We start from the raw sequence: 23,481 nt of genomic DNA on the forward strand, positions 1-23,481 counted from the left end.
CGACACAGACATGTCCGTCACAACATCGTGCCTGCGCGACCAAAGTGCTAGCCGGCGACGCGTCGCATCACCGCTTCCAATGGGCCCCGCGCGAACCGCCAGGACCACAGCCACGCTGCGCCCGTGGCCAGCATCAGGAACAATAATGCCCACAGCAGCACCGACGCGAGCGACGCGCTGCCATCAAGCAGGCCCAGGCCTTCCAGCGTGCCCATGCCCAGCAGGATATGGCCGACGTACAGGGTCAGGGTCATGCGCCCGGCCGCGGTGAACGGTTCCAGCCAGTCACCCGGTCGTACACGCGTCAGCCACAGGCAGGCGGCAATGACACTGCAGGCCGCGCCCGCGCCTGTGAGTACGTAGGCCGGTCCCGGTGGCATCGGCTGCGTTCCCAGCCACGCCTGCCAGGGCGTTCCCTGCGCAAGCTGCTGCACGCCATGTCCAGCCACGATCAGCATCAGGCCCAGCACCAGCAGCGCGCGCTGGACCCGCGGTTGCGACAGTTGCAGCCGCGCCAGCAGCATGCCCAGCAGGAAGAAGCACAGCCACGGCAGCAGCGGATGGAACCCGTTGAACAGCAGGTTGCGGGCCGCGCCCGGCCATTGCCACAGACCGGCGTATTCCAGCGTCTGCCAGTTCCATCCCTGGCTGTAGTCCCAGTGCAGCAACGCCCAGAACGAACAGGCCGCGATCCCCACGATGCTGGCCAGCAACACCCGCGGCGAGGCCCGCAGCCACAGCACGGCCAGCGCGAAATACACCGCGTAGTAATGCAGGATATCGGCCGGGAACAGCGTCAGGTTGAGCAGGCCCAGCACCAGCAGGAACAGTGCGCGCCGCCAGGTCTGCACACTGGCCGGCCACCACCCCTGCCGATGCGTGCCCAGTACCAGGCCCAACCCGGCCAGCGTAACGAACGTCGCCGAAGCCTTGCCTTCCAGAAAGTGGAAGACGCCTGCCAACCATCCGGCGCCCTCTGCCGGCACGGCCATCGCCAGGCGGAAGTTGACCAGCACCATGCCGGCCAAGGCCAGGTAACGCGCCAGATCAACGCCGTGCAGTCGCCGGTCGACGGCGCTCATGCGCGTGCGCCCAGCAGCAGCGCAAGCAGGCCGAGATCCAGCGATGCCTCATCGGTGCCCCCGGCTTCGCCCAGCCCTCGGCGCAGGGCATCGCTTTCGATGGCATCCAGCAGCACCTGTGCCTGCAGTGCCGGGGCCAGCACGGGGCGCCGACGTTCGCGCCGTGCCACCTGCTGCAGGGCTTCGGCCAGCGTCGCCTGCAATTGCCTGCGATTGGCCGCAAATGCCTCGGCCACGGCCGGATTGCGTGCGCTCTCGGCCAGCACTTCGACGGCGAGCGTTGCCCACTCCGGTTGCCGGCACAGTGCGTGGAAGTCCTGAAGGAAAACCAGCACCCGTGCGCGCTCGCCATCGGACGCGGCCAGTCGCTGCAGCAACGGTGCCAGTTCCTCGCCTTCGGCCACGGCCACCGCAAGGATGATCGCCTCCTTGCCCGGGAAGTGGTTGTAGAGATTGCCGAGGCTGACGCCGGCCGCCTGCGCGATGTCACGCATGCTGGTCTGGTGGAAGCCCTTCACGAGAAAGCACTGCAGGGCGGCCTGCAGGATCTGCGCGATGCGTTGCTCGTTGCGGTCGGCTCGGTTCATGCCACAAATAGTGAACGAACGTTCGTCCACTTTTAAGGGCGCCCGGATCCGCCGGCAGGGCACCGTTCAGCCCTGCCTACGCTGCCCTCCGAGGTTTCAGAAGAACTCGTCGAGAAGACGGTAGAACGCCAGCCGCCGTTCGTCGGGCACAACGCCATAGCGCCGGAACAGCGGCGCGACCCAGCGCGTGTCGCCGAAGTTGTGGACCAGGCTGCGCGCGGCGAGCGCCAGATCCTGGTAGCGATCGGCCACACCCAGCCGGCCACAGTCGATGAAACCGCTGAAACGGCCTTCGGCTGCCAGCAGGTTCGGCAGGCAGGCGTCGCCGTGGCTGACCACCAGATCCTCGTGATTGGGCCGGGTAGCGCGCAGTTCGGCGAACACCTGCTGTGCGCTCTGCCCCAGGCGCTCGTCATCGAAGTCATCGGCGTCGACCAGGCCCGCCTCGACCCGTGCCTGCGCGGCCTGCAGGCGCGAGGCCAGCCGCTGGTCGAACGGACAGGCCGCCACCGGTATGGCATGCAGGCCCCGCAGCGCATCGGCCAGCAGTTCCACCAGGCGCTGGGGCGGAAGCTCAGGCGACGAGGCCAGGTCGCGGCCGGGCAGCGCGCTCATCAGCAACCAGCGCCGGCCCGCTTCTTCGGCGGTGGCAATTACCGTTGGTGCCGGCTGGCCCTGCGCCTGCAGCCAGCGCAGGCGCGCGATCTCATCGCCCAGCTCACTGAAGGCATCGATCACTTCCGATTTCAGGAAGGCATCAGCCTGTCCCGGGCGATGCACACGGGCGACGTCTGCGCGCGATACGCCGATCGACTGTCGCTCGATGCGCGCATCGGCCAATGTTTCCCGCCACGCCCACGGCAGCGGCATGCCATCAGTGAAAGGATCGGGTACTTCCATGCGGGGATGTTCCTGTTGCCGGTGACCCCACGGATTCTCGCTCATCCTGCACGGACCCCGGCCAACAGCAGCGCGGAAAGGTACATGCCTGCGCCGAACACGCTGTGTGCCACCAGGCTGCGCAGCCGCGCCTTGCCAGGCGCCGGGGTCTTCGAAGCGGCAATGCCGGCGCCCATGCCCGGCTGCAGGATGAAGAACGGCGCGGCAACGCTGAGAATGCCGAAGGCCAGCGCCGGCCACAGGGTCGGTGCCTGCACCCAACCGTTCCCGACCACGGCCAGCAACAACGCGGCGAAGACCACACCGATCACGTAATGCGCGGTCCACCCAAGCGCGCGCTCGCCGGCCACCGGCAGCGAACGACCAATGCCCTCATGGCGCAAGCGCCCACGCCGCAGGTGGCCGAGCCAGCGGCCGACCATCGCAAAATCCAGCGACGGAATGCCGAGCAGCCTGCGCTGCAGCAACGCCCACAGATCCATCAGCGCGGTCGCGCCCACGCCGATCACTACCGCATCGATCACCAATGTCGTCGCCCAGCCACTCATTCCGCCAACCTTCAATTATTTGATTGAATGATGGAGCGATGCTAGCGTGCCCGGCATGAACGCTGCAACCGAGCTGCCGCCGTCCACGCTGGAAGCGCTGGCCGAGATCGCCCGCACCCTGGGCCACCCGCACCGCCTGGCCCTGCTGGAGCACATCGCCCAGGGCGAGCGTGCGGTCGAGCGCCTGGCCGAACTGAGCGGCCTGTCGGTGGCCAATACCTCCCAGCACCTGCAGCAGCTGCGTCGTGCCGGCCTGGTGCAGACCCGCCGTGACGGCAAGCGCATCCTCTACCGCAGCGCTGACGGCCCACTGGCCAACCTGCTGGCCGCGCTGCGCGACTATGCCGACCACCAGCGCAGCGAAATGCAGGGCGTCCTCACCGACAGCCTGCAGCGCCGCGATGCACTGGAAGGGCTGACCGTCGAGCAGCTGCTGGAGCAACGCGACAGCGTGGTACTGCTGGACGTGCGGCCGCGCGAGGAATTCGATCTGGGCCACCTGCCCGGCGCGCTGAACATTCCCGCTACGGAACTGCACGCGCGGATGGACGAACTGCCGCGCGCCGTCCACATTGTCGCGTACTGCCGCGGGCCCTACTGCGTGCTGTCCAACGATGCAGTGATGATGCTGCGCGAAGCCGGCCTCAGCGCGCAGCGACTGGCCGCCGGCTATCCCGAATGGAAGGCCGCAGGCCTGCAGGTTGAACTGCCCCGACACTGAGCGAACCGTTTGTCATGGATGATGCGATTTCCCCGTTGATCGATGCTGCCTGGAAGCGCGTGTTCGCCGGCCAGCGCACGTTGCAGCAGGGGCCGCAGCTGCACCTGGCGTGCAGCGATGATGTCGATGAGGGTGAGGACGGCATGCTGTTACAGCCGGTCGCGGGCCCCGCCCGAGCGCTGTTGCGTCCTGCCCTGGCCGCTCGCCTGCAACTGCGTGCGCAACCGCACTGGACACTGGCGCAGCTGCAACAGCGCTTGCAGCAGCTCGGCCAGCATACGCACGGCGCGGATCGTGTCTTCTACTTCCCCACCGCAACACTCGCCGCCCTCGCCGAACACCCTGCCCCACCGCATATCCGCCGCCTCGGCGCGACCGACGCGGCAGCGTTCAGCGCGTTCCAGGCCACCGCCAGCGAGGACGATCTCGATGCCGCTTGGGTCGAGCTGGATCACTGGCAGGTGTTCGGTGCCTTCGACGGCGAGCGCCTGGTCGCTGCGGGAAGCATGTACCCCTGGAGCCTGGATCCAGCCTTCGCCGATATGGGCGTACTGACCCTGCCCGAGGCCCGCGGTCGCGGTCACGCGCGACAGCTGGTACACGCCATGGCCGTGTCCGCGCGGGCGTCCGGGCTGCAGCCGCAATACCGTTGCCAGCTCGACAACACCGCCTCGATCATCACCGCCGGACGCAGCGGCCTGCGCGCGTTCGCCGATTGGGACACCATTCTGGCGGCCGACTGAGGCCGCCGCAGCACAACAAGGAAGCCACATGAAATTGATGGTCATCGGCGCCAGCAGGGGCCTCGGTCGAGCGTTCGTCGAAGGCCTGTGCAGTGCAGGCGACACCGTCATCGGCGTTTCGCGCAGCCGCCCGCACGACCTCGAATGCCCCGAGGGCGTCACCCTGCAGTGGATCGAAGCGGATCTGTCCCAGCCCACCCTTGCTGCCAATCACATCGCAGCGCAGGCGCCGGCCGATCTGGATGTGCTCATCCACAACCTGGGCATCTGGGAAGAGACGGCCTTCAGCGACGGGTACGCCTTCCTCGACGAAAGCGATGCCGCGCTTGCCCAGCTGGTCGACGTCAACATCACCGCCACCCTGGTGCTGCTGCGGCGCCTGCTGCCGAGGGTACTGGGCGCAGCACGTCCACAGCTGGTGCTGACCGGCTCGACCTCGGCGCTGCCGCGCAGCGGCCGCCCGGAAGTGGCGTTCGGCGCATCCAAGTTCGCGCTCAACGGCATCGCCGATGCGCTGCGCGAAGGCTTCCGGGATCGGCGCCTGGCGGTAACCAGCCTGCAGCTGGGCTACCTCAACACCGACGATGCACTGTCAGTGCCGGTAGCGGACGCCGCAGCGCGCGGCGACGGCGAACTGGTGCCGGTCCATGATGTCGTGGCGATGGTACGCACCCTGCTGCAGCTGTCACCGTCCTCCTTCGTGCGCGAACTGGTGCTGCCCGCCATCGCCGACCCACGCTACTGACCGCAGGGACCTTGGCCTGGCCCTTGGTGGCCGCACAGGCGCCTGTGGTTTACCCTGCTCGTCACTGGCCGTCGGTCACAGGCGGGAACCTGCTATGGATGCGCTTTCACGGGTCTCGGCCCAGGTCCTGGACAGCGCCCTGCCCAGCCTGCCGCTGTACCTGCTGCAGGCCACGGCGGTGATCGGCATGATCGGCGTGCTGCTGATCGCCACCCGTCGCGCCGGGCACGCCATTGAAGGACGGCGCCTGTATGTCGGCGTAGCGCTGGGCCTGATCTACCTGTTCAATTCCTGGTTCGTGGCCCGTTACACCCAGGGTGTGGTCAAGCTGCACCTCGGCTTCGACATCCTGCTGGTCAGTGGCCTGCTCGGTGGCTGGCGCGGCGGCTTGGCCTGCCTGGCCGCCGCCCTGCTCGCCCGCTACCAGTTCGTCGGCACCCAGTTCTTCCTGCCTGCCAGCCTCGAGGCCGTGTTGCAGATGGTGGCCGGCGTCTGGCTGCGCAGGCGCCTGCACCCGCGCATGCTCAACGACCTCTCGCCACGCATGATCCTGCAGGCGTGGTCCGTGCGTATCGGGATGACCGCTCTGGGCCTGGCGCTGGGTGTGGCGATCATTGGGGCCGATCAACTACCGGTGGCCGAACTGGCGATCCAGCGCGTGCTGGCACTGCCGGTCTCGCTGCTGGTACTCGGCGCAGTGTTCGCGCTGGTCTACAACGATGCCCAGATCGATGCGCAGCGCCAGCGCGAACAGGCGTGGCTGCGCATCGATCCGATCAGCGGCCTGCCCAACATGCGTGCGCTCGGTGAACGCCTGCAGCGGTACTGGCGCGACAACGACGGCATCGGCAAGGCCTGCCTGATCGTGGCCGAGATGGGCAACCTGCGCGATCTGCGCCTGCGCTACGGGCCATTGCAGGACAACGGCCTGTGGCAGCGCGATACACCGGCCGACGTCCACCGGTTGCTGCCATCGCTGGCGGTGGACGACGTGGAGGTCTACCAGTTCGGTGATGCCGCGCTGGCGATCCTGGTGCGCGGCATGACCTTGTCCGAACTGCGCATACAACCGCAGATCACCGAGCTGGCCAGCAACCTGGCCGATCGGGTCGGCCGCGATTGGCCTGGCTTCCGGCCACTGTTCCGTTGTGCGGTGGTTGAATTGAAGCCCCCCGTTGATGCCGACGAAGGACATCTTCCGTTCCGCGCGATCACCGTGGCACTGAGCGCGATCGAATCCGGCGTCGTGTTCTTCGACGACCCGATCCAGCGCGACGGCGAGATCGACGCCCTGATCGAATTCGCCCTCGAACGCTGGCTGCAGCAGGGCGACGCACCGCTGTGCTACCAGCCCAAGCATCGCCTGCAGGACCGCCAGCTGGTCGGCGCCGAAGCGCTGCTGCGCATGCGCGATGGCGAAGGCCGGCCGATCGCACCGATGCGGGTGATCTCGCTGCTGCGCCGGCAGGGCCGGCTGGCAGACCTGGAATGGGCCACGCTGCAGTCGGCGGTGCACTTCCTGCAGCACTGCCGGCAGGACGGCGCGGCGCTGACCATCGCAGTCAATGTGTCAGCCGAATCCCTGCGCCTGCCCGACTTCGGCCTGCGCCTGCAGGAACTGCTGCAGCTGCACGACATCCCCGGCGCGATGCTGCGGCTGGAAATCGTCGAGTGGACCGAGATCGTCGAGCGTGACCTGGTCGATGCCAACATCGCACAGCTGCTGGCGGCCGGAGTCACCCTGTCGCTGGATGATTTCGGCGCGGGCTACTCGACCCTGATCCTGCTTTCGCAGCTGGCCATCGCCGAGGTCAAGATCGAGCAGGCGTTGATCGCCACGCTGTCCGACGCCAAGTCGCAGTCGATCGTTCGCTTCATCGTCGAAGTCGCGCACCGCTGCGGCGCGATCGTGGTGGCCGAGGGTACCGAGACCCTGGCCCAGGAACAGAAGCTGCGCGCACTCGGGGTGGATGTCGGCCAGGGCTACCTGTACTCGGCGGCGCTGCCGGCCGACGAGTTCCGTCGCTTCGCCGCCAGCTAGACCGCGTAGAAACCCAGGAACATGGCCACCGCCGATTCGGCGACGCGTGCGCGTTCCTGCGCGGTCAATGGTGGCTGCCCCATCGTCACCTGCGGCCAGAACGCGAAGCTCTTCACCAGCCCATGCAGCTGGTGGCCGGCGAATTCCGGATCAACCTCTCGCAACCGGCCATCGGCGATCGCTGCGCGGATCCACGCACTCTCGCCACTTTCCTTCTCGCCCATGCGGCAGACGATGGCCTGCGCCCGCTCCGGTGAGTGGATGACCTCGGCCATCGCCACCCGTGCCAGGTCGATGAAGTTGGCATCGCTGAGCAGTTCCAGCTTCTGGCCCAGCAACTGCAGCAGCTGCGCCTGCAACGGCTGGTCCGCGCGATACGGCAGTGCGTCGCTGGCCACGCTGCGTTCCCACAGCTCCTCCAGGATCATAGAAAACAGCGCTTCCTTGCTCGGGAAGTGGTTGTAGACGGTGCGCTTGGAGACCCCGGCCACCTCGGCGATGCGGTCCATGCTGGTCGCCTCGTAGCCCGATGCACGGAACTCCTCCACCGCCGCGCGCACGATGGCCTCGCGTTTGCGGTCGGTCAGGCGTTGTGGGGCACGGGGCATGGCGGAGACCGGATAGCTGAACGGACGCCACCATTTTACACCCAGTAGTGTACTTTTGAAAAATGCGAAACTACACTGTGCAGTGTACCCAGCGGACGTCACCCATGAAGCGCCTGCTCCTTGTCCTCCTGCTTGGAATCCTCGCCGTGACCGCCTACACCTTCTGCAAGTCCTGGTCCCTCCCCGACTTCCCCGATTCGCCGCAGTACCGCGACGGCAAGTTCCGCAATGTCCTGCCCCGTCCGGCGATGGGCCTGCGCGACGGTGCGGAGATCTGGTGGACGTTCCTGTTCAACAAGCCCAAGGGCACCGTGCCAGCCCACCCGATTCCGGTGCAGCCGCTGGACCGCGCCTCCCTGGATGCTGCGCCGGATCGCAGCCTGTTCCGGCTTGGGCACTCCACGATCCTGCTGAAGCTGCGTGGCCAGTACTGGCTGACCGACCCGGTGTTCTCCGAGCGCGCCTCACCGGTGCAGTGGATGGGGCCGGCGCGCTTCCACGCACCGCCGATCAGCATCGACGAACTGCCGCCCATCGCCGGCGTGATCCTCTCGCACAACCACTATGACCATCTCGACCATGCCGCGGTAATGCAGCTGGCCGGCAAGACCGCGCGCTTCATCGCACCGCTCGGCGTCGGCGACCAGCTGATTGCATGGGGTGTGGACGCCAGCAAGGTGGAACAGCTGGACTGGTGGCAGTCGACTGAAGCCAGTGGCCTGCGCTTGACCGCGACCCCGGGCCAGCACTTCTCCGGCCGCGGGCTGGGTGACAGCGACCGCAGCCTGTGGGCGTCATGGGTGATCCAGGACGGCGACTTCCGCATCTTCTTCAGCGGCGACACCGGCTATTTCGATGGCTTCAAGGCCATCGGCGAGAAGTACGGACCGTTCGACCTGACCATGATCGAGACCGGCGCCTACGATCCGCGCTGGGCGTTCGTGCACATGCAACCGGAACAGACCCTGCAGGCGCACCTGGACCTGCGCGGAAAGTGGCTGCTGCCGATCCACAACGGCACCTTCGATCTGGCCCTGCACGCATGGCAGCAGCCGTTCGAGCGCATCACTGCATTGGCCGCCGCAAAGAATGTGCCGGTGGCCACGCCGACGATGGGCGAAGCACTGGACATGCAGGCGCCGCAGGCGGGTACGCGATGGTGGGAGACGGTGGAGCTTTAACGGGGGATGCCGTTTGACCTGCCGGAAGCCATGTAGAGCCGAGCCATGCTCGGCTGCGTCAACCACGGAAGCGGCCTGCGGCGCTGCAGTGCGTCATGTAACCGATTACATCCCTTGCTAGCGTAGCGCTCGCCCGATTCCGGTCGAACCTGCGAGGCAGTCCGTAATGACGTTGCGCGCCGAACGCTCCAAGGTCTCCCGCTCAGCTATCCCATGGCGATCTGCCGCCGCCCTGCTGTTGGCCGCCCTGGCCTCCAGCGCACAGGCACAGACCCTCCCCCCGCGCAGCCAATGGCAGGCCAGCAGTTCCTCGCAGCAGGTACCGGCGATGGCGATCGGCCACCTGATCGACGGCGACCCGAAGACCGTGACCGGCGGCGCCTTCAGCCCCGGCCACTGGTTCCAGATCGATCTGGGCGCGCCCACCCTGCTGGCCGGTGCGCGCCTTACCTGGGATGTCTCCAACCCGGAAGGCTATTCACTGCAGACCTCGCTGGACGGTACGCAGTGGCAGACCGCGTACACGATGGCCGATTCGCTGGGCGACGTGGAAACGCTGTACTTCGCGCCGCGGCAGGCACGCTACCTGCGGCTGGCCAGCCCGCAGCGCACCTCCGATTGGGGCGTGTCGATCTTCGAGATGGAGCCACTGGACAGCACGCTCAGCGCACGCATCAGCGGTATCGATGCAACGCAGGCAGCGGCGCTCTGGCAAGGCGGCGGCACCGTCGCGATGCCGGCCGGGGCAAATGGATCCCATACGTTCGAGATCACGCTGCCGCGGGCCCAATCAACGGCTGGCCTGGTCGTCGACTGGGCCGATGGCGCGCGCGGCGCCGCGCGACTGCAGGTGCAGGATGCACAGGGCCGTTGGCAGGACCTCGCACACGATGCACAAGCGGCCAATCATCGACAAAGCTGGCTGGCCGCCACTGCAGCACAACCGTTACGTACATTCCGCCTGAGCGTGGACGGCGCTGCACCGCAGATCGCGCGCCTGCGCCTGCTCGGCCCGAAAGCCGTGATGACGCCGATGAAGCGCTACCAGATCACTGCCAGCGGCGCGCAGCGCGCGTTGTTCCCGGCGTCGTTGCAGATGCAGCAGACCTATTGGACCGCAGTGGGCGTGCATGCGGGCCGGCAGAAGTCGATCTTCGACGAATACGGCAATCTGGAAGCCTTCAAGGGCGCGCCACTGGTGCAGCCGATCTGGCGAAGTGCTGACGGCCGCGCCGCTGGCGCGGCAGGACAGCCGATACAGCACGCGCTGCGGGATGGCTGGAAGCCGATGCCCTCCGCTACGTGGTCACCGCAGCCCGGGCTGGAGTTGCGCAGCGAGGTATTCGCCATCGAGCGCAACGGCCAGCCGGTAACGTTCCTGCGTCATCGCCTGCACAACACCGGAAAAACCCGGATCGACGGCACGCTCAGCCTGGTCGTGCGCCCGATGCAGATGAACCCGCCATGGCAGAACGGCGGGCTGTCGCCGATCCGCGATGTGGCCATCGACAGGCAATCCGTGCGCATCAATGGCCGCACGCTGCTGCAGTCGCTCACGCCAGTGGCTGCGTCCGGCGCGGCGCCGTTCGGCAGGGATGGCGCCACGGAAATCACCGCGGACATCGCTGCCGGCCAACTGCCTTCCGCGCAACAGGCGCATGATGACCAGGGTCTTGCCTCGGCTGCGTTGGACTACCGCGTCTCGTTGGCGCCGGGAACCAGCGATGCCATCGTGGTCGCGTTCCCGTTGGGCACCGCCGCCGCGGATGCCAATGGCGTGCTGCCCGAAGCGCCTGCGCTGGATCTGGCCACGCTTCCCCGCGATGCCAATGCGGCGTTCGATTCACTGGCCACGCAGGCGTCCGCGGACTGGCAGGCACGGCTGGGCCAGGTCGGCCTGCGCCTGCCCGACCCATCACTGGTGGACATGCTGCGCGCGCAGGCCGCCTACATGCTGATCAACCAGACCGGCCCGGCGATGCAGCCCGGCCCGCGCAACTACAACCGCTCCTTCATCCGCGACGGCATGGCCACCTCGGCCGTGCTGCTGCGCATGGGCGAGGCCAAGGTCGCGCGCGACTACCTGGCCTGGTACAGCGAACACGGCGTACATGCCAACGGCCTGGTCTCGCCGATCCTCAATGACGATGGCAGCGTCAACACCGGCTTCGGTTCGGACATCGAGTACGACAGCCAGGGCCAGTACGTGGCGCTGGTCGCCGACGTTGCACGGCTGGATGGCGGACCCGAGTCGGTGCGTGACTACCTGCCGAAGGTGAAGGCCGCGCTGCACTTCCTGCAGGAACTGCGCGAGCGCACGCTGGTGCCCGGATACAAGGCTGACCAGCCTGCCCCGGAACGCTTTGCGGGCATCCTTGCACCATCGATCAGCCATGAGGGCTATCCATCACCCACCCACAGCTATTGGGATGACTACTGGGGCCTGAAGGGGTGGCACGACGGCGCGTGGCTGGCCGAGGCGCTGGGCGACCACGAAACCGCCCGTTGGGCGCGCGAGCAGTACAAAGCGCTGTACGACGCATTGCGTGCCTCGATCCGCGCAACGATGGCGTGGAAGGGCATCGACTTCATTCCGTCATCGGCCGATCTTGGCGATGGTGACCCCACCGGCGTGTCGATCGCCCTGGACCCGACCGGCGCGCAGAGCGTGTTGCCGGCCGAGGCGTTGCGGACCACCTTCGCCCGCTACCTGGAAGACGTGCGCAAGCGCAGCCAGCCCGGTGCGCTGTATGCCTACACGCCGTACGAGATCCGCAACGTGCTGAGCTATGTGCACCTCGGCCAGCCAGACGTGGCTGACGAGCTGCTGCAGGGCCTGCTTCACGACCGGCGCCCGCTTGAATGGCAGGTGCTGGCCGAAGTAGTGCATTCACGGCTGCGCTTCCCGCGCTACCTCGGCGACATGCCGCATACCTGGATCGGTGCCGAGTACGGCCGCACCCTGTTCGGCATGCTGATGCGCGAAGACGATGATGCGCTCTCGCTGCTGCCGGGCACACCGCCTTCGTGGGTGGCGGGGAATGGATTGGCGGTGGAACGCCTGCCGACGGCGTATGGCGCATTGCAGATGCAGGCGCGGCAGCGCGACGGGGTGCTGAAGGTGGGGCTTGGCAAAGGGCTGCGCGGCGGAACGGCGGTGAAGGTCTGGTGGCCGGCGCGCACGATGCCGAAGACGGTGCGTGTGGACGGACGCAGCGTTTCCGACTTCGACGCCGAGGGCGTGCGCCTGGCGAAACCGTTCAGAACGCTGGAGGCGCGTTGGTAAAGCAGCCGAGCATGGCTCGGCTCTACAGAAGCGGAGGTCGCGCCGGGCCACGCCCGGTGTCATTGCAACGTCGGCAATCCCGGCGGGTTGGTCTGCGACTGCGGCACGGCTTCCTCGGCCACATTCCACCGTTTCAGCGCCTGCGCGTAGGTGCCACTGGCGATCTGGGTGTTCAGCGCCTGCGTCACTGCATCAGCCAGGCCGCTGCCCTTGCGCGTGGTCACCGAGATCGCCGCAGCGTTCGGCCAGCCACCGGGGAACAGGCCGACGCGCCGCACCTTACCGTCGCGTGCGGAATAGGCGCCGGTGGCGTTGGGCTCGAACGACACATCGGCACGGCCGGTGATCACCGCCAGCCGCCCGACCACGGCGTCATCGAAGTACTGGTACTCCACCGGTTTCAATCCCGCCGCGATGTTCTGCTGGTCCCACTGCCGCAGGATCTGGTCCTGGTTGGTGCTGGCACCCACCACCACCTTCAGCCCGGCCACATCGGCCGGCTTCTCGATCTTCTGGATCGGCCCGTCTGCGCGCGTGTAGATGCCCAGCAGGTCGAAACGGTAGCTGGAGAAATCGAACTTCTTCTTGCGCTCTTCGGTAACCGTCACGTTCGACAGCACCGCATCGTACTTGCCTGATTCCAGACCCAGCGGCCAGTCGGCCCAGGCCACCGGCACGATCACCAGCTTCAGGCCCAGCGCATCGGCGATCAGGCGCGCGATGTCGGGCTCGATGCCCACAACGTCCTTGCTGTCGGCCCCGTAGTCGGCCAGCGGCAGCTGCCCTGGATGGGTGGCCACGGTGAACGACCCGGGCGTGACGAAGCGATACCCCTTGGGGATCAATGACTGCGCCTCTGGATCGAACGTGCCTTTCAACACCGCCGTGTTCGCACCGGCCAGGCTGGTCGCGGCCACGGTGCCGGCATCCGGTGCCTGCCGCACGCGCGAATAGACGATACCGGTGATGCCGATGACCAGCACGCCCACGATCAACAGGGTGCTGCGTGAGGGACGACGCGGTGCTGCAGGGCTCATGGTGTTCCCTTCTCGGTTACAGGGTCTTGGCCAGGAAATCGGCGGTGCGCTGCTGGCGCGGGCATTCGAACAGCACCTCGGGCGTGCCCTGCTCGATCACCCGGCCCTGGTCCATCATCACCACGTGGTCGGCTACGCGGCGGGCGAAGCTCAGCTCATGGGTGACGATCACCAGCGTGGTGCCGGAGCGGGCCAGCTCCTCGATCACGCTCAGCACCTCGGCCACCAGTTCCGGGTCCAGCGCCGACGTCGGTTCGTCGAACAGCAGCACCTTCGGCTGCAGGGCCAGCGCGCGGGCAATTGCGATGCGCTGCTGCTGGCCACCGGACAGCTGGCGCGGGAAGGCATCGGCCTTGTCGGCCAGGCCGACCCGTTCCAGCAGCGTGCGCGCCTGCTGCTCAGCCTGCGCGCGCGGCACGCCACGCACCGCGATCGGTGCCTCGATGATGTTCTCCAGCGCGGTCAGGTGCGGGAACAGGTTGAAGCCCTGGAACACCATGCCCACTTCTGCACGGCGGCGTCGGATCTCGCGCTCGGGCAGCTCGTACAGGGTGTCGCCCTCGCGGCGGTAGCCGATCAGCTGGCCGCCGACAGTCACGTAACCGCCGTCGGCGCGTTCCAGGTGGTTGATCAGCCGCAGCAGCGTGGACTTGCCGGCGCCCGAAGGGCCGATCAGCACGGTCACGCTGCCGGCGCGCAGGTCCAGGTTCACGTCTTCCAGCACCGGCTGGTCGCCAAACACCTTGCCTACGCCATGCAGCGACACCGCCGCGCCCTCGCCCGCTTCAACCTGGGTGGCGATACGCGGGCGGCTTGCTACGCGCGGTGCGGCTTCGCCCTGCACACGCGGGGGCGATGACACCCGCGACACCGAGCGCTCGCGCTGCAGCTGGCCGCGCGCGAAGCGTTGCTCCACGCGCCGCTGCAACAGCGACAGCACGGTAAGGATCACCAGGTACCAGACGGTGGCCACCATCAGCAGCGGCACCACCTCCAGATTGCGGCGGTAGATCACCTGCACGGTGTAGAACAGCTCCGGCAGCGCCAGCACGTAGACCACCGAGGTGCTCTTGGCCAGGCCGATCACATCGTTGAACGCGGCCGGCAGGATCGAACGCATCGCCTGCGGCAGGATGATGCGGCGCACCTGGCGGCCACGCGGCAGGCCAAGTGCCGCTGCCGCCTCGTACTGGCCATGGTCGACCGAGAGGATGCCACCGCGGATCACTTCGGCCGAGAACGCGGCCTGATTCAAGGTGAGGCCCAGCACTGCGGCGGTGAACACGCCGATCAGCTGCGTGGTCGGGTACGAGAACAGGCTGATGCCGGTGAACGGCACGCCCAGTTCGATGGTGCTGTACAGGTAGCCCAGGTTGTTCAGCAGCAGCAACAGCACCAGCAGCGGGATCGAACGGAACAGCCATACATAGCCCCACGACACCGCCGACAGCAGCGGCGAGCCGGACACGCGGGCCAACGCCAGCAAGGTGCCCAGCGCGAAACCGAGGCCAGTACCGAGTGCGGTCAGCAGCAGCGTGCGACCCAGGCCTTCCAGCACCGGGCGCGCGAAGAACCACTCGGCGAACGTGCCCCAGCCCCAGCGCGGATTGCCCAGCACGGATTGCAGCCCGATCAGGATCAGCGCCAGTGCCAGCACCGTGCCGAAGACCTGCAGCGGATGCCGGGCCGGCACGATCTTCAGCGCCGGTGCTGGCGCGGGGGGTGCGGCAATGCCATCCAGCGCAGTCGAAGGCGTGCTCATGCGTGGGCTCCGTGCAGCATGGCCTGTGATGGCACAACGACCGGCGCCGATACGCTCAGGTGCTTCTCGAACGGCAGATGCGCGATGGTTTCCGGGTCGGCCTGCAAGTCGAACAGCGCGGTATAGCCGTGGCTGAGGTACAGGCCGACGGCTTCAGGCTGGCGGAAGCCGGTGGTCAGGAACACCCGCCGGTACCCTTGCCGCGCCGCCTGGTCTTCCAGTTCCTGAAGCACGCGACGCGCGATGCCCTGCCTGCGCAGCCCGGGCAGCGTCCAGATGCGTTTGAATTCGGCGGTGTCCGGATCGCGGTGCGGCATGAAGGCGCCGCCGGAGATCGCCACACCATCGCGCAGCAGCAGCACGAACGCCCCTACCGGCGCCGCGAAGGCCTGCGCCGGATAGCGTTGCAGCTCCTCGCGGGCGCTGCCGCCGATGCGTCGGCGCACGTCGGCGTAACGGCTGTCGTACTCCTGCTCCAGGCCATCGAACAGCGGCCGCGCCAATGGATCATCCACCGACGTATAGAGGAAGCGTTCGTTGCTGCTCATGCCACGTCCTTCACCAGATAGTCTTCGGCCAGTCGCGCCCACAGGCTGGCGGCCGGTGCGATGGCCGCGTCGTTGAACACATAGCGCGGGCTGTGCAACGGCGCGCTGTCGCCGTTGCCGACGAACACGAAACTCCCGGGCCGCGCCTGCAACAGGAAAGCGAAGTCCTCGCTGGCGGTGCGCGGCGCGAACTCCGGCACCACCTGTTCGTGGCCGAAGCCCTGCACGGCCACGTCGCGGATGTAGGCGGTCTGCTGCGGGTGGTTGATCACGCTGGGGAAGCCACGCGGGAACTCGATTTCGGCGCGTGCCCCGAAAGCGGCAGCGGTCTGCTCGGCAATCCCGGTCACCCGGCGGCGCAGCGTGTCGCGCACCTCGGGCAGGTAGGCGCGCACGGTCAGCTTCAGCTCGACCACGTCCGGAATCACATTGGCGGCCTGCCCACCGTGGATCGAACCGACGGTGACCACGCCCATCTGCCGCGGGTCGACATTGCGCGACACCACACTCTGCAATGAAGTGATGATGTGCGCGGCGACCAGGATCGGGTCCACGCTGCCCTGCGGCTCGGCACCGTGGCCGCCCTTGCCGATCACCTTCAGCCGCGCCCAGTCGACCGACGCCATCGCCGGGCCGTCGACGAAGCCGAAGTGGCCGACCGGTACGCCGGGCCAGTTGTGCAGCCCATAGATCGCATCCACCGGGAAGCGCTCGAACAGGCCGTCGGCAATCATCTTCGATGCACCCGAGCCGGTTTCCTCGGCTGGCTGGAACACCAGCTGCAAGGTGCCGTCGATAGTGCCGTGATGGGCCAGGTAATGCGCGGCGGACAGCAGGATGGCGGTGTGACCATCATGGCCGCAGGCATGCATCAGGCCGTCGGTCTGGCTGGCGTAGGCCAGCCCCGAGTCTTCGTGGATCGGCAAGGCATCGATGTCCGCACGCAGCCCCAGCCGACGGCTGCCCTGCCCACGCTGCAACGTGCCGACCACGCCGGTGCCGCCGAGACCGGTGGTCACCTCATAGCCCCACTGCTGCAGCAACTCGGCCACACGGGCGCTGGTGCGGTGCTCCTCGAAGGCCAGCTCCGGGTGGCGGTGCAGGTCATGGCGGATCGCGATGGTGGCCTCGGCGCGTGCCGCGATCTCGGGCAATATGCCCGTCGATTGGGAAATCCGCCGGGCATGCCCCGGTGCTGCCGCAGTGTCTCCGCTCATTGCCCTACCCCGCCTTCCGCGCCGGCTCGGCATCGGTCGAATGACGGCTGGCCTTGTACGGCAGGCCCAGATGTTCGCGCAGGGTCTGCCCCTCCAGCTCGCGCTGGTGGTAGCCGCGCGCCTGCAGGATCGGCAGCACCTGGGTCACGAAATCGTCCAGGCCTTCGCGCTGCGCCGCGAAACCGAGGATGAAGCCGTCGCTGGCACCGGCATCGAACCAGCGGATCAACTCATCGGCCACGTGCTCCGGCGTGCCGATGAAGTTCGGTCGTGGACTCACGGCTTCCAGTGCCACCTGGCGCAGGCTCAGCCCCTTCTCCCGCGCATCCTGCTTGATGCGATCGGTGGTGGAACGGAACGAGTTGCTGCCGATCTCACCCAGCTCCGGGAACGGCGCGTCCGGATCGTACTGGCTGAAATCGTGGTGATCGAAGAAGCGTCCCAGGTACGCCAGTGCATCCTCCAGCGTGGCCAGTGCGGCGATCGCCTGGTACTTGGCTTCAGCCTCCTCTCCGGTACGGCCAACGATGGGGCCGATGCTCGGGAAGATCTTCACGTCGTTGCCGCTGCGGCCATGCGCGATCGCCGAGTTCTTCACCTTCTGGGTGAACGCGCGGGTTTCTTCCAGCGACGGCGAATGGGTGAACACCGCATCGGCGTACTTGCCGGCCAGCGCGATGCCGTCGTCGGACGAACCGGCCTGGAAGATCACTGGCTGGCCCTGTGGCGAACGCTGGATGTTGAGCGGACCTTCCACCTGGAAGAAGCGGCCCTTGTGCTCGAGGCGGCGGAATTTCTCCGGTGCGAAGAAGGTGCCGCTGTCGCGCTCACGCACGAAGGCGTCGTCATCCCAGGAATCCCACAGCCCCTGCACCACCTCCAGGTACTCGTCGGCAATCTGGTAGCGCAGTGCATGCTCGGGATGTGGGCGGCCATAATTGCGACCCGAGCCCTCCAACGGCGACGTCACCACGTTCCAGCCGGCGCGGCCGCCGCTGAGCAGATCCAGCGAGGCGAACTGGCGGGCGACGGTGAACGGATCGCTGTAGGACGTCGACAGCGTACCGGCCAAGCCGATCTTCTTCGTCGCCGTAGCGAGCGCCGACAGCAGCGAGATCGGCTCGAAACGGTTGAGGAAATGCGGGATCGACTTCTCGTTGATGTACAACCCGTCGGCCACGAAGCCGAAGGCGATGCCGTTGTCTTCGGCGGTGCGCGCGATGTCGATGTAGAACTGCAGGTTGACGCTGGCATCGGCCGGGTTGGACGGGTGCTTCCAAGCATGCATGTGGCTGCCGGGGCCCTGCAGCATGATGCCGAACGGAATGTGGCGCGGGGTCGTGCTCATGGGAAACGCTCCTGCAGGTCAGGCCACCGCCGCGCGCGGCGCGGGCGACAGCAGTTCAAGGGATGTCAGGCGTGCGTCGAGGTCGGCCACCGGCGCATCGAGGATGAACTCGCCCACGCCGAAACGCCGGTGCAGCGCATCCAGTTCGCCGCGCACGTGCTGCGCATCACCGGACAGCACGCTGGGGCGCGTTTCCTCGATGCGGAAGTCGGCCACCCCCACCTGGCGCGCGTACTCGGCAGCTGCCTCGGCGCTGGGCAGGTTCACCGCCTGCCCGGGACCGAGGTGCAGCTTGTAGACGCGCAGCGCACCGATGTGACGCGCTGCGGCTTCCGCAGTCGGTGCGGCGAAGGCCACCGTGGCCAGCAGCGGTGGCTGCGAGGCGACGCTGCGATAGGCGTCGAACGCGGCCTCGATGTGCTTCGGGTCACCATCGAAGTGCGCGGCGTAGACGAAGCGCCAGCCCAGTTCGGCCGCCTGCTTTGCACTCTGTGGACTTGCGCCGAGCAGGAAACGCTCCGGCGCCTGCTGCGGAAGCGGCCGCGCCAGCGCCTCGCTTTCGGCGCCGGCCAGATAACCCTCCAGGTCGCGCAGTTGCTGGTCGAAATCAGCGAACGGCGGACGCCCGGCTGCCAGCGCGGCAGTCGAGGCCGGCAGGCCGCCGGGGGCCTTGCCCACGCCCAGATCCACGCGCCCCGGCGCCAGCGCCGCCAGCAGGTTGAAGTTCTCCGCCACCTTGTACGGCGCGTAGTGGCGCAGCATCACCCCGCCACTGCCGATGCGGATGCGCCGGGTCTGCGCCAGCACCCAGGCCGCCAGCACTTCCGGTGCAGGGCTGGCCAACGTCGGTGCGGCATGGTGCTCGGCAAACCAGTAGCGGTGATAGCCCAGCTGTTCGGCGCGCTGCGCCAGCTGCAGGCTGTTGCGCAGCGCCTGCTCCGGCGAAGCGCCCTCGGCCACCGGGCTCTTGTCCAGCACGCTGATCTGATAGCTCACGGTCGCGTCCTCGCTCAGGGGTGGGCCACGGGAATGCCGAGCAATCCGTTCAGTGCGGCCAGGATCGGTTCGGCACCGGAGATGTACTGCCGGTCCTGGTGCGCGCCACTGGCCAGGTCGCTGCGTACGCCCTGCGGCAGCACCAGCTTGGGCAACGACTGGTCCTGCTCGCCGATCTCGGCGATCACCTCGCGGCGCGGCCGCGCGAAGCCGATGCGACGTACGTCCAGCTGCGCATCAAGGCCGTCGATGCTCGACAGTGCACCTTCCAGCAACAGGCTGTGTCGGCAGAAGAAGCGCTGGCCGGGAATCTGGCCGTCCTCGAACTCGCGATCGAGCAGGAACAGGATGGGTTTGCTTGCTGCGTCGAGCATGGGGTCCTCATCTGGGCCGGCAATGCGATGCCGCTTCGATATCGATGCTAGAGATGCCGGCGGCTGCGGCAGCGACGCCTGGCGACAATCGGCGGTCAGATCCGGCCATGCAGATGCAGCGTGGCCATAAGCAAAGCGCCGCCGGTTATGGCGTCAGGCGATGCGTCGCAGCGGCGCCGCTACCGCCAGCGCCTGCGTCGCCAGGTGGCCGGCCGCACGCTCGGCTGCCAGCGCGATGCGTGCCTGCAAGGCAGCACTGTTGATGTGCTCGCCGTCGAAGTCGGCAGGCGTGGCGTACACCCCGATCGGCAGCGTGTGCGCCTGCAGGAAACTGAACAACGGCCGCAACTGGTGGTCGATCACCAGCGCATGGCGCTCGCTGCCACCGGTCGCTGCCAGCAGCACCGGCGTATCCACCAGCGCCTCCAGCCCGACGAAGTCGACCAGGTGCTTGAACAACCCGGGATACGAGCCGCGATAGACCGGCGCGGCCACCACCAGCAGCTCTGCGGCCTCGATGCTCTGCAGCGCCTGCTCCACCTCCGGCCCCGCCTCATCGCGCGACAACGACTGGCCCAGCGAGCGCGCGATCGGCGCCAGCTCCACCAGCTCCACGCTGGCATGCACGCGTTGCTGCAGCGACGCCAGCAGATGTCGCACCAGCAGCAACGTGCGCGATGTCGCCGAACTGGTCGGCGACCCCACCAATGCAACCACCTTCAATGCAGAAGACATGAACTGCTCCTCGATAATGCCGAACTACCTCCGGCCGCCCTTCGTCTTTTGTAGAGCCGAGCCATGCTCGGCTGCTTCCCGCCTTTGTAGAGCCGAGCCATGCTCGGCTGCCCCAGATCAGAACCGGTAACTGATCCGCCCATACCAATACGCCCCGACGTTGCCCAACACGTCGCCGTTGTCCCAGGTCGTCTCGATGCTGGCCACATCGGTAGCACTGCGCGCGTACTCCGGCACCTTGCGCGTGCGCTTGTCGAACACATTGTTGATCCCCAGCGCCGCGCTCCAGCCCGCCCCCAGCTCCACGCCGCCGGACAGGTTGGTCACCAGCACCGGCGGCTGTTTGTACTCCACGCCGTTGTTCAGGCGCTTGATCGGGCCGTAGTAGGTGAAATCGACGTTCGAGCGCCAGCGCCCGTTCTGCCAGCCCAGCCCGGCTACCTGGGTGTAGCTGGGCGTGCGGAAGCGCAGCGCGTATTCGCTGCTCTTGGTCAGCAGGTTGATGTTCGGCAGCCCCTGCAGCGCCGCCGGAATGTCGCTCACCTTCTGGATGGTGGTACGGCCGACGTTGGCCGCGTAGCTCCAGCGCAGCTTGCCCCACGCAGTGTCCTGGTTGGCTTCCAGGGTCAGCTCGACACCGCGCGTGCGGGTATTGCCCACATTGGTGAAGTAGCTGGCGTAGAACGCATCACCCGGCAGGATGCTGATGCCGGCCGAACCCAGCAGCGCATCGATGGTGTTCTTCTGCGCCGCGCTCAACACCGTACCGCTGTTGTCGGTGATGCGCGCCGGATCCTGCGCGTTGTAGCCGATCTGGCTGGACTGGCCCAGCTGGCCACGGATGTCGATCTGGTACGCATCCACGGCCAGATGGAATGCGGGGCTCGGGTCCCAGGTCACGCCCAGGCTGTAGTTGGTGGCTTTCTCGGGCTTCAGCGGCGTAGCACCCAGCGCAACCGCCGCCGGTGAAGACACCTGCGCCACCAGCGTGGTCCCGCACGGGCAGCTGCCCGTGGCCTGGTAGAACTGTGCGCCCAGGCTGGGCGCATGGAAGCCGTTGCTGACCGTCGCGCGTACACCCAACGCGTCGGTGAAGTCGAAGCGCGTGGTCAGGCGGCCAGTGGACACACTGCCGAAGTCGGAATGATCTTCCCAGCGCGCCGCTGCATCCAGATACCAGCGCGAGGTGATGTTGCTGGCCGCGCCCACATAGACCGCCTTGCTGTTGCGCGTCGCCTTCACCGCATCGGCGGTGGAGTAGCCCACGAACGCGGCTGCACCGAAGCCGGTGTACGACTCCCACTGCCCGGCCCCGCGTTCGTACTGTTCGTGCTGGTACTCGGCGCCTGCGCTCACTTCCAGCGGCGACGCAAAGGCCGCCACCTCGAAGCCACGGCGCAGGTCGAGGTTGGCGATCCCCTGCTGGTAGTCCAGCTTGCCGTCATAGAAGTCAGTGGGCGAACCGGGATACGGCAGCGAGTAGTTCACCGAATTGCGGGTATAGGTGCGCACCGTGCTGCGGTTGCCGGTCAGGCTGGCGTCGTAATCCCAGCCCGCGATCTGCCCCTTCACGCCCGCAGTGCCGGTGTACTGCTTTTCCTTCGTCTCCAGCACCGGCAGGAAGCCATCGGGAAACACGCTCAGCACGCCGGGTGCCTTGTAGGTGGTGAAGATGGTCGCCGGCAGGCGGAAGTTCTGGATCGCCTGCGCGGTGCGGTCACTGGCCGTGGCGTTGGCGTAGAACTGCGCGCTCTCGCCCAGGCCATGGCCTGCATTCACTGCGAAAGCCTTCAACGCGTACGACGGCGAACTGAGGATGGTGTTGGCCTCGGCATCGCGGTTGGCCTCGGCCGGGTTCGGCGATGCACCCGTCGGCAAGCGATTGTTCGGGCGCAGTGCGACCCGGTTGCCGTTGGCATCTACTGCCGGATAGCTCAGGTAGCCATCGATGTAGCGACGGGTGCGGATCGCGTGGTGCTGCCGCGTGTTCTCGCCGGACAGGTTGACGAAGCCATCCTGGCCCCACGGCAGGCCGACATTGGCGCGCACGCTGGTACGCGAACCATCACCATCGATGCTCTGCCCGCTCTCCACCGACACATCGCCACCGTGCGCCTGCGATTTCAGGATCACGTTGACCACGCCGGTGATCGCGTCCGAGCCATAGATGGCCGACGCACCATCGCGCAGCACTTCCACGTGGTCGATGGCCGAGACCGGAATCAACGCCAGGTCGGCCCAGGCGTGGCCCGGAAAGCCACCACCGTTTGCGCCACTCACGTAAGCGCTGGCATTGCGGCGCTTGCCGTTCACCAGCACCAGCGTGTAGCCCGGTGACAGGTTGCGCAGCTGGTAGCCACGGATCAGGCTCTCCTGGTCGCTCTGGTAGCCGCCGATCTGGCTCAGCGACGGCAGGCTGCGCTGCAGCGCTTCCAGCAGGTTGCCCTGCCCGGTGGCGGCGAGGTCCTCTGCAGAGATCACATCGATGGGCGTGGAACTGTTCTTCACCGTGCGCGTGCTGGTGCGTGAGCCGGTGACCACCACCGCATCCAGCGTGGACGCTGCCACGTTGGCCGTCGTGGCGGTGGCAGCAGGATCTGCGCCTGCTTCAGCCGCATGGCTGGGCGAGGCGGCAAGGATGGCTGTGATCAGAACAGCGAGAGTGCTCAGGACAGGGGCGTGGGCGGCAGGCATGGGGGCTCGTGGGGGGGGCCGGAAACACGCTTCCATTCAAGGGCCTGTTCACCTGGTGCGACAGGCGCGATCGCGTCACCCAGCCGTAACATCCGGCCACCCACATGACCGCTGGTAATGACGTTAGGCGGCGCACACGCACAGGGTCCCCCACGGAGTCGGATCCCTTTCCATAGGAAAGGGCTCTGACCCCACGCACGCCTCCCCACCACGGGGTCAGAGCCCTTCCTGCGGAAGGGATCCGACCCCGGTTCCCATATGCCCGCCCGGCATCACCTCATGCCCGCGCATCACGCAACGCCACGCACCGCCACCCGTAGCATCAGGC

20 protein-coding genes are annotated in these 23,481 nt (G+C 67.3%); 6 read left to right on the top strand and 14 right to left on the bottom strand.

Annotated features, from left to right (window positions below; all coding sequences use genetic code 11):
* Positions 1–47: 47 nt before the first annotated feature.
* From ACUVWL_RS08285 to ACUVWL_RS08300, 4 genes are all read right to left on the bottom strand, one after another.
* Entirely contained in the window at positions 48–1,082 is a 1,035-nt protein-coding gene (locus ACUVWL_RS08285) for a DUF418 domain-containing protein (RefSeq protein ID WP_046430305.1), read from the bottom strand.
* Positions 1,079–1,669: a TetR/AcrR family transcriptional regulator gene (locus ACUVWL_RS08290; protein ID WP_014646914.1), complete on the bottom strand. Its 591-nt coding sequence runs from the start codon at positions 1,667–1,669 to the stop codon at positions 1,079–1,081. Before ACUVWL_RS08290 ends, ACUVWL_RS08285 begins: the two co-directional genes overlap by 4 nt.
* Positions 1,670–1,765: 96 nt before the next feature.
* Positions 1,766–2,569, bottom strand: coding sequence for an APH(3')-II family aminoglycoside O-phosphotransferase (locus ACUVWL_RS08295; RefSeq protein WP_142234634.1), 804 nt, complete (start codon positions 2,567–2,569; stop codon positions 1,766–1,768).
* Positions 2,570–2,610: 41 nt separating this feature from the next.
* Positions 2,611–3,117 carry a DUF2938 domain-containing protein gene (locus ACUVWL_RS08300; RefSeq protein WP_197574374.1) on the bottom strand — a complete coding sequence of 169 codons (507 nt, stop codon included), beginning with the start codon at positions 3,115–3,117 and terminating at the stop codon, positions 2,611–2,613.
* 55 nt (positions 3,118–3,172) lie between these two features.
* Between ACUVWL_RS08300 and ACUVWL_RS08305 the strand changes: the two genes are divergently transcribed.
* From ACUVWL_RS08305 to ACUVWL_RS08320, 4 genes are all read left to right on the top strand, one after another.
* Positions 3,173–3,838: an ArsR/SmtB family transcription factor gene (locus ACUVWL_RS08305; protein WP_111206789.1), complete on the top strand. Its 666-nt coding sequence runs from the start codon at positions 3,173–3,175 to the stop codon at positions 3,836–3,838.
* A gap of 14 nt (positions 3,839–3,852) precedes the next feature.
* Complete coding sequence (locus tag ACUVWL_RS08310) at positions 3,853–4,581, top strand: GNAT family N-acetyltransferase (RefSeq protein ID WP_445979057.1); 729 nt, start codon at positions 3,853–3,855, stop codon at positions 4,579–4,581.
* Between the two features lie 28 nt (positions 4,582–4,609).
* Positions 4,610–5,326: an SDR family NAD(P)-dependent oxidoreductase gene (locus ACUVWL_RS08315; protein WP_111206787.1), complete on the top strand. Its 717-nt coding sequence runs from the start codon at positions 4,610–4,612 to the stop codon at positions 5,324–5,326.
* 94 nt (positions 5,327–5,420) lie between these two features.
* Positions 5,421–7,367, top strand: a complete 1,947-nt coding sequence (locus tag ACUVWL_RS08320) for an EAL domain-containing protein (RefSeq protein ID WP_445979058.1) — start codon at positions 5,421–5,423, stop codon at positions 7,365–7,367.
* On the opposite strand, the gene ACUVWL_RS08325 is transcribed toward ACUVWL_RS08320, so the two are convergent.
* Positions 7,364–7,975 (bottom strand): TetR/AcrR family transcriptional regulator, encoded by a 612-nt coding sequence (locus tag ACUVWL_RS08325; RefSeq protein WP_014646907.1) that lies wholly within the window; start codon positions 7,973–7,975, stop codon positions 7,364–7,366. The genes ACUVWL_RS08320 and ACUVWL_RS08325 overlap by 4 nt on opposite strands.
* 104 nt (positions 7,976–8,079) lie before the next feature.
* Here ACUVWL_RS08325 and ACUVWL_RS08330 point away from each other — a divergent pair, with 104 nt between their 5' ends.
* Together ACUVWL_RS08330 and ACUVWL_RS08335 are read left to right on the top strand one after the other, a co-directional pair.
* Positions 8,080–9,156: an MBL fold metallo-hydrolase gene (locus tag ACUVWL_RS08330; protein WP_445979059.1), complete on the top strand. Its 1,077-nt coding sequence runs from the start codon at positions 8,080–8,082 to the stop codon at positions 9,154–9,156.
* A gap of 166 nt (positions 9,157–9,322) precedes the next feature.
* The gene (locus ACUVWL_RS08335; protein ID WP_445979060.1) at positions 9,323–12,442 is read left to right on the top strand and encodes a discoidin domain-containing protein; all 3,120 of its coding nucleotides are present in this window, start codon (positions 9,323–9,325) and stop codon (positions 12,440–12,442) included.
* Positions 12,443–12,501: 59 nt separating this feature from the next.
* Here the strand turns inward: ACUVWL_RS08335 and ACUVWL_RS08340 are convergent, their stop codons facing one another.
* From ACUVWL_RS08340 to ACUVWL_RS08380, 9 genes are all read right to left on the bottom strand, one after another.
* Positions 12,502–13,479, bottom strand: a complete 978-nt coding sequence (locus ACUVWL_RS08340; RefSeq protein ID WP_014646904.1) for an ABC transporter substrate-binding protein — start codon at positions 13,477–13,479, stop codon at positions 12,502–12,504.
* 16 nt (positions 13,480–13,495) lie between these two features.
* Positions 13,496–15,241, bottom strand: a complete 1,746-nt coding sequence (locus ACUVWL_RS08345) for an amino acid ABC transporter permease/ATP-binding protein (RefSeq protein ID WP_445979061.1) — start codon at positions 15,239–15,241, stop codon at positions 13,496–13,498.
* Complete coding sequence (locus tag ACUVWL_RS08350; protein ID WP_046430282.1) at positions 15,238–15,789, bottom strand: GNAT family N-acetyltransferase; 552 nt, start codon at positions 15,787–15,789, stop codon at positions 15,238–15,240. Before ACUVWL_RS08350 ends, ACUVWL_RS08345 begins: the two co-directional genes overlap by 4 nt.
* The gene (locus ACUVWL_RS08355) at positions 15,786–17,006 is read right to left on the bottom strand and encodes a M20 aminoacylase family protein (RefSeq protein WP_445979062.1); all 1,221 of its coding nucleotides are present in this window, start codon (positions 17,004–17,006) and stop codon (positions 15,786–15,788) included. The genes ACUVWL_RS08350 and ACUVWL_RS08355 overlap by 4 nt, the downstream gene beginning before the upstream one ends.
* 4 nt (positions 17,007–17,010) lie before the next feature.
* Positions 17,011–18,354: an LLM class flavin-dependent oxidoreductase gene (locus ACUVWL_RS08360; protein WP_445979063.1), complete on the bottom strand. Its 1,344-nt coding sequence runs from the start codon at positions 18,352–18,354 to the stop codon at positions 17,011–17,013.
* Positions 18,355–18,372: 18 nt separating this feature from the next.
* On the bottom strand, positions 18,373–19,350 hold the full coding sequence (locus tag ACUVWL_RS08365; protein ID WP_049440771.1) for an MsnO8 family LLM class oxidoreductase: 978 nt from the start codon (positions 19,348–19,350) through the stop codon (positions 18,373–18,375).
* Between the two features lie 14 nt (positions 19,351–19,364).
* Positions 19,365–19,724, bottom strand: a complete 360-nt coding sequence (locus ACUVWL_RS08370) for a DUF3088 family protein (RefSeq protein ID WP_049440770.1) — start codon at positions 19,722–19,724, stop codon at positions 19,365–19,367.
* A gap of 153 nt (positions 19,725–19,877) precedes the next feature.
* A complete protein-coding gene (gene msuE / locus ACUVWL_RS08375) occupies positions 19,878–20,459 on the bottom strand; it encodes an FMN reductase (RefSeq protein WP_032960012.1) in 582 nt (193 codons plus the stop codon).
* A 117-nt stretch (positions 20,460–20,576) separates the two neighbouring features.
* On the bottom strand, positions 20,577–23,153 hold the full coding sequence (locus ACUVWL_RS08380; RefSeq protein WP_445979064.1) for a TonB-dependent receptor plug domain-containing protein: 2,577 nt from the start codon (positions 23,151–23,153) through the stop codon (positions 20,577–20,579).
* Positions 23,154–23,481: the final 328 nt, after the last annotated feature.

The organism is Stenotrophomonas muris (assembly GCF_052751275.1).

What these genes read in the sequence shown, in the direction of transcription:
- msuE (WP_032960012.1), bottom strand. Translation starts at nt 20,459, where the DNA reads ATGTCTTCTGCATTGAAGGTGGTTGCATTGGTGGGGTCGCCGACCAGT.
- ACUVWL_RS08285 (WP_046430305.1), bottom strand. Translation starts at nt 1,082, where the DNA reads ATGAGCGCCGTCGACCGGCGACTGCACGGCGTTGATCTGGCGCGTTAC.
- ACUVWL_RS08290 (WP_014646914.1), bottom strand. Translation starts at nt 1,669, where the DNA reads ATGAACCGAGCCGACCGCAACGAGCAACGCATCGCGCAGATCCTGCAG.
- ACUVWL_RS08360 (WP_445979063.1), bottom strand. Translation starts at nt 18,354, where the DNA reads ATGAGCACGACCCCGCGCCACATTCCGTTCGGCATCATGCTGCAGGGC.
- ACUVWL_RS08300 (WP_197574374.1), bottom strand. Translation starts at nt 3,117, where the DNA reads ATGAGTGGCTGGGCGACGACATTGGTGATCGATGCGGTAGTGATCGGC.
- ACUVWL_RS08305 (WP_111206789.1), top strand. Translation starts at nt 3,173, where the DNA reads ATGAACGCTGCAACCGAGCTGCCGCCGTCCACGCTGGAAGCGCTGGCC.
- ACUVWL_RS08295 (WP_142234634.1), bottom strand. Translation starts at nt 2,569, where the DNA reads ATGGAAGTACCCGATCCTTTCACTGATGGCATGCCGCTGCCGTGGGCG.
- ACUVWL_RS08355 (WP_445979062.1), bottom strand. Translation starts at nt 17,006, where the DNA reads ATGAGCGGAGACACTGCGGCAGCACCGGGGCATGCCCGGCGGATTTCC.
- ACUVWL_RS08345 (WP_445979061.1), bottom strand. Translation starts at nt 15,241, where the DNA reads ATGAGCACGCCTTCGACTGCGCTGGATGGCATTGCCGCACCCCCCGCG.
- ACUVWL_RS08340 (WP_014646904.1), bottom strand. Translation starts at nt 13,479, where the DNA reads ATGAGCCCTGCAGCACCGCGTCGTCCCTCACGCAGCACCCTGTTGATC.
- ACUVWL_RS08310 (WP_445979057.1), top strand. Translation starts at nt 3,853, where the DNA reads ATGGATGATGCGATTTCCCCGTTGATCGATGCTGCCTGGAAGCGCGTG.
- ACUVWL_RS08380 (WP_445979064.1), bottom strand. Translation starts at nt 23,153, where the DNA reads ATGCCTGCCGCCCACGCCCCTGTCCTGAGCACTCTCGCTGTTCTGATC.
- ACUVWL_RS08335 (WP_445979060.1), top strand. Translation starts at nt 9,323, where the DNA reads ATGACGTTGCGCGCCGAACGCTCCAAGGTCTCCCGCTCAGCTATCCCA.
- ACUVWL_RS08330 (WP_445979059.1), top strand. Translation starts at nt 8,080, where the DNA reads ATGAAGCGCCTGCTCCTTGTCCTCCTGCTTGGAATCCTCGCCGTGACC.
- ACUVWL_RS08315 (WP_111206787.1), top strand. Translation starts at nt 4,610, where the DNA reads ATGAAATTGATGGTCATCGGCGCCAGCAGGGGCCTCGGTCGAGCGTTC.
- ACUVWL_RS08320 (WP_445979058.1), top strand. Translation starts at nt 5,421, where the DNA reads ATGGATGCGCTTTCACGGGTCTCGGCCCAGGTCCTGGACAGCGCCCTG.
- ACUVWL_RS08350 (WP_046430282.1), bottom strand. Translation starts at nt 15,789, where the DNA reads ATGAGCAGCAACGAACGCTTCCTCTATACGTCGGTGGATGATCCATTG.
- ACUVWL_RS08370 (WP_049440770.1), bottom strand. Translation starts at nt 19,724, where the DNA reads ATGCTCGACGCAGCAAGCAAACCCATCCTGTTCCTGCTCGATCGCGAG.
- ACUVWL_RS08325 (WP_014646907.1), bottom strand. Translation starts at nt 7,975, where the DNA reads ATGCCCCGTGCCCCACAACGCCTGACCGACCGCAAACGCGAGGCCATC.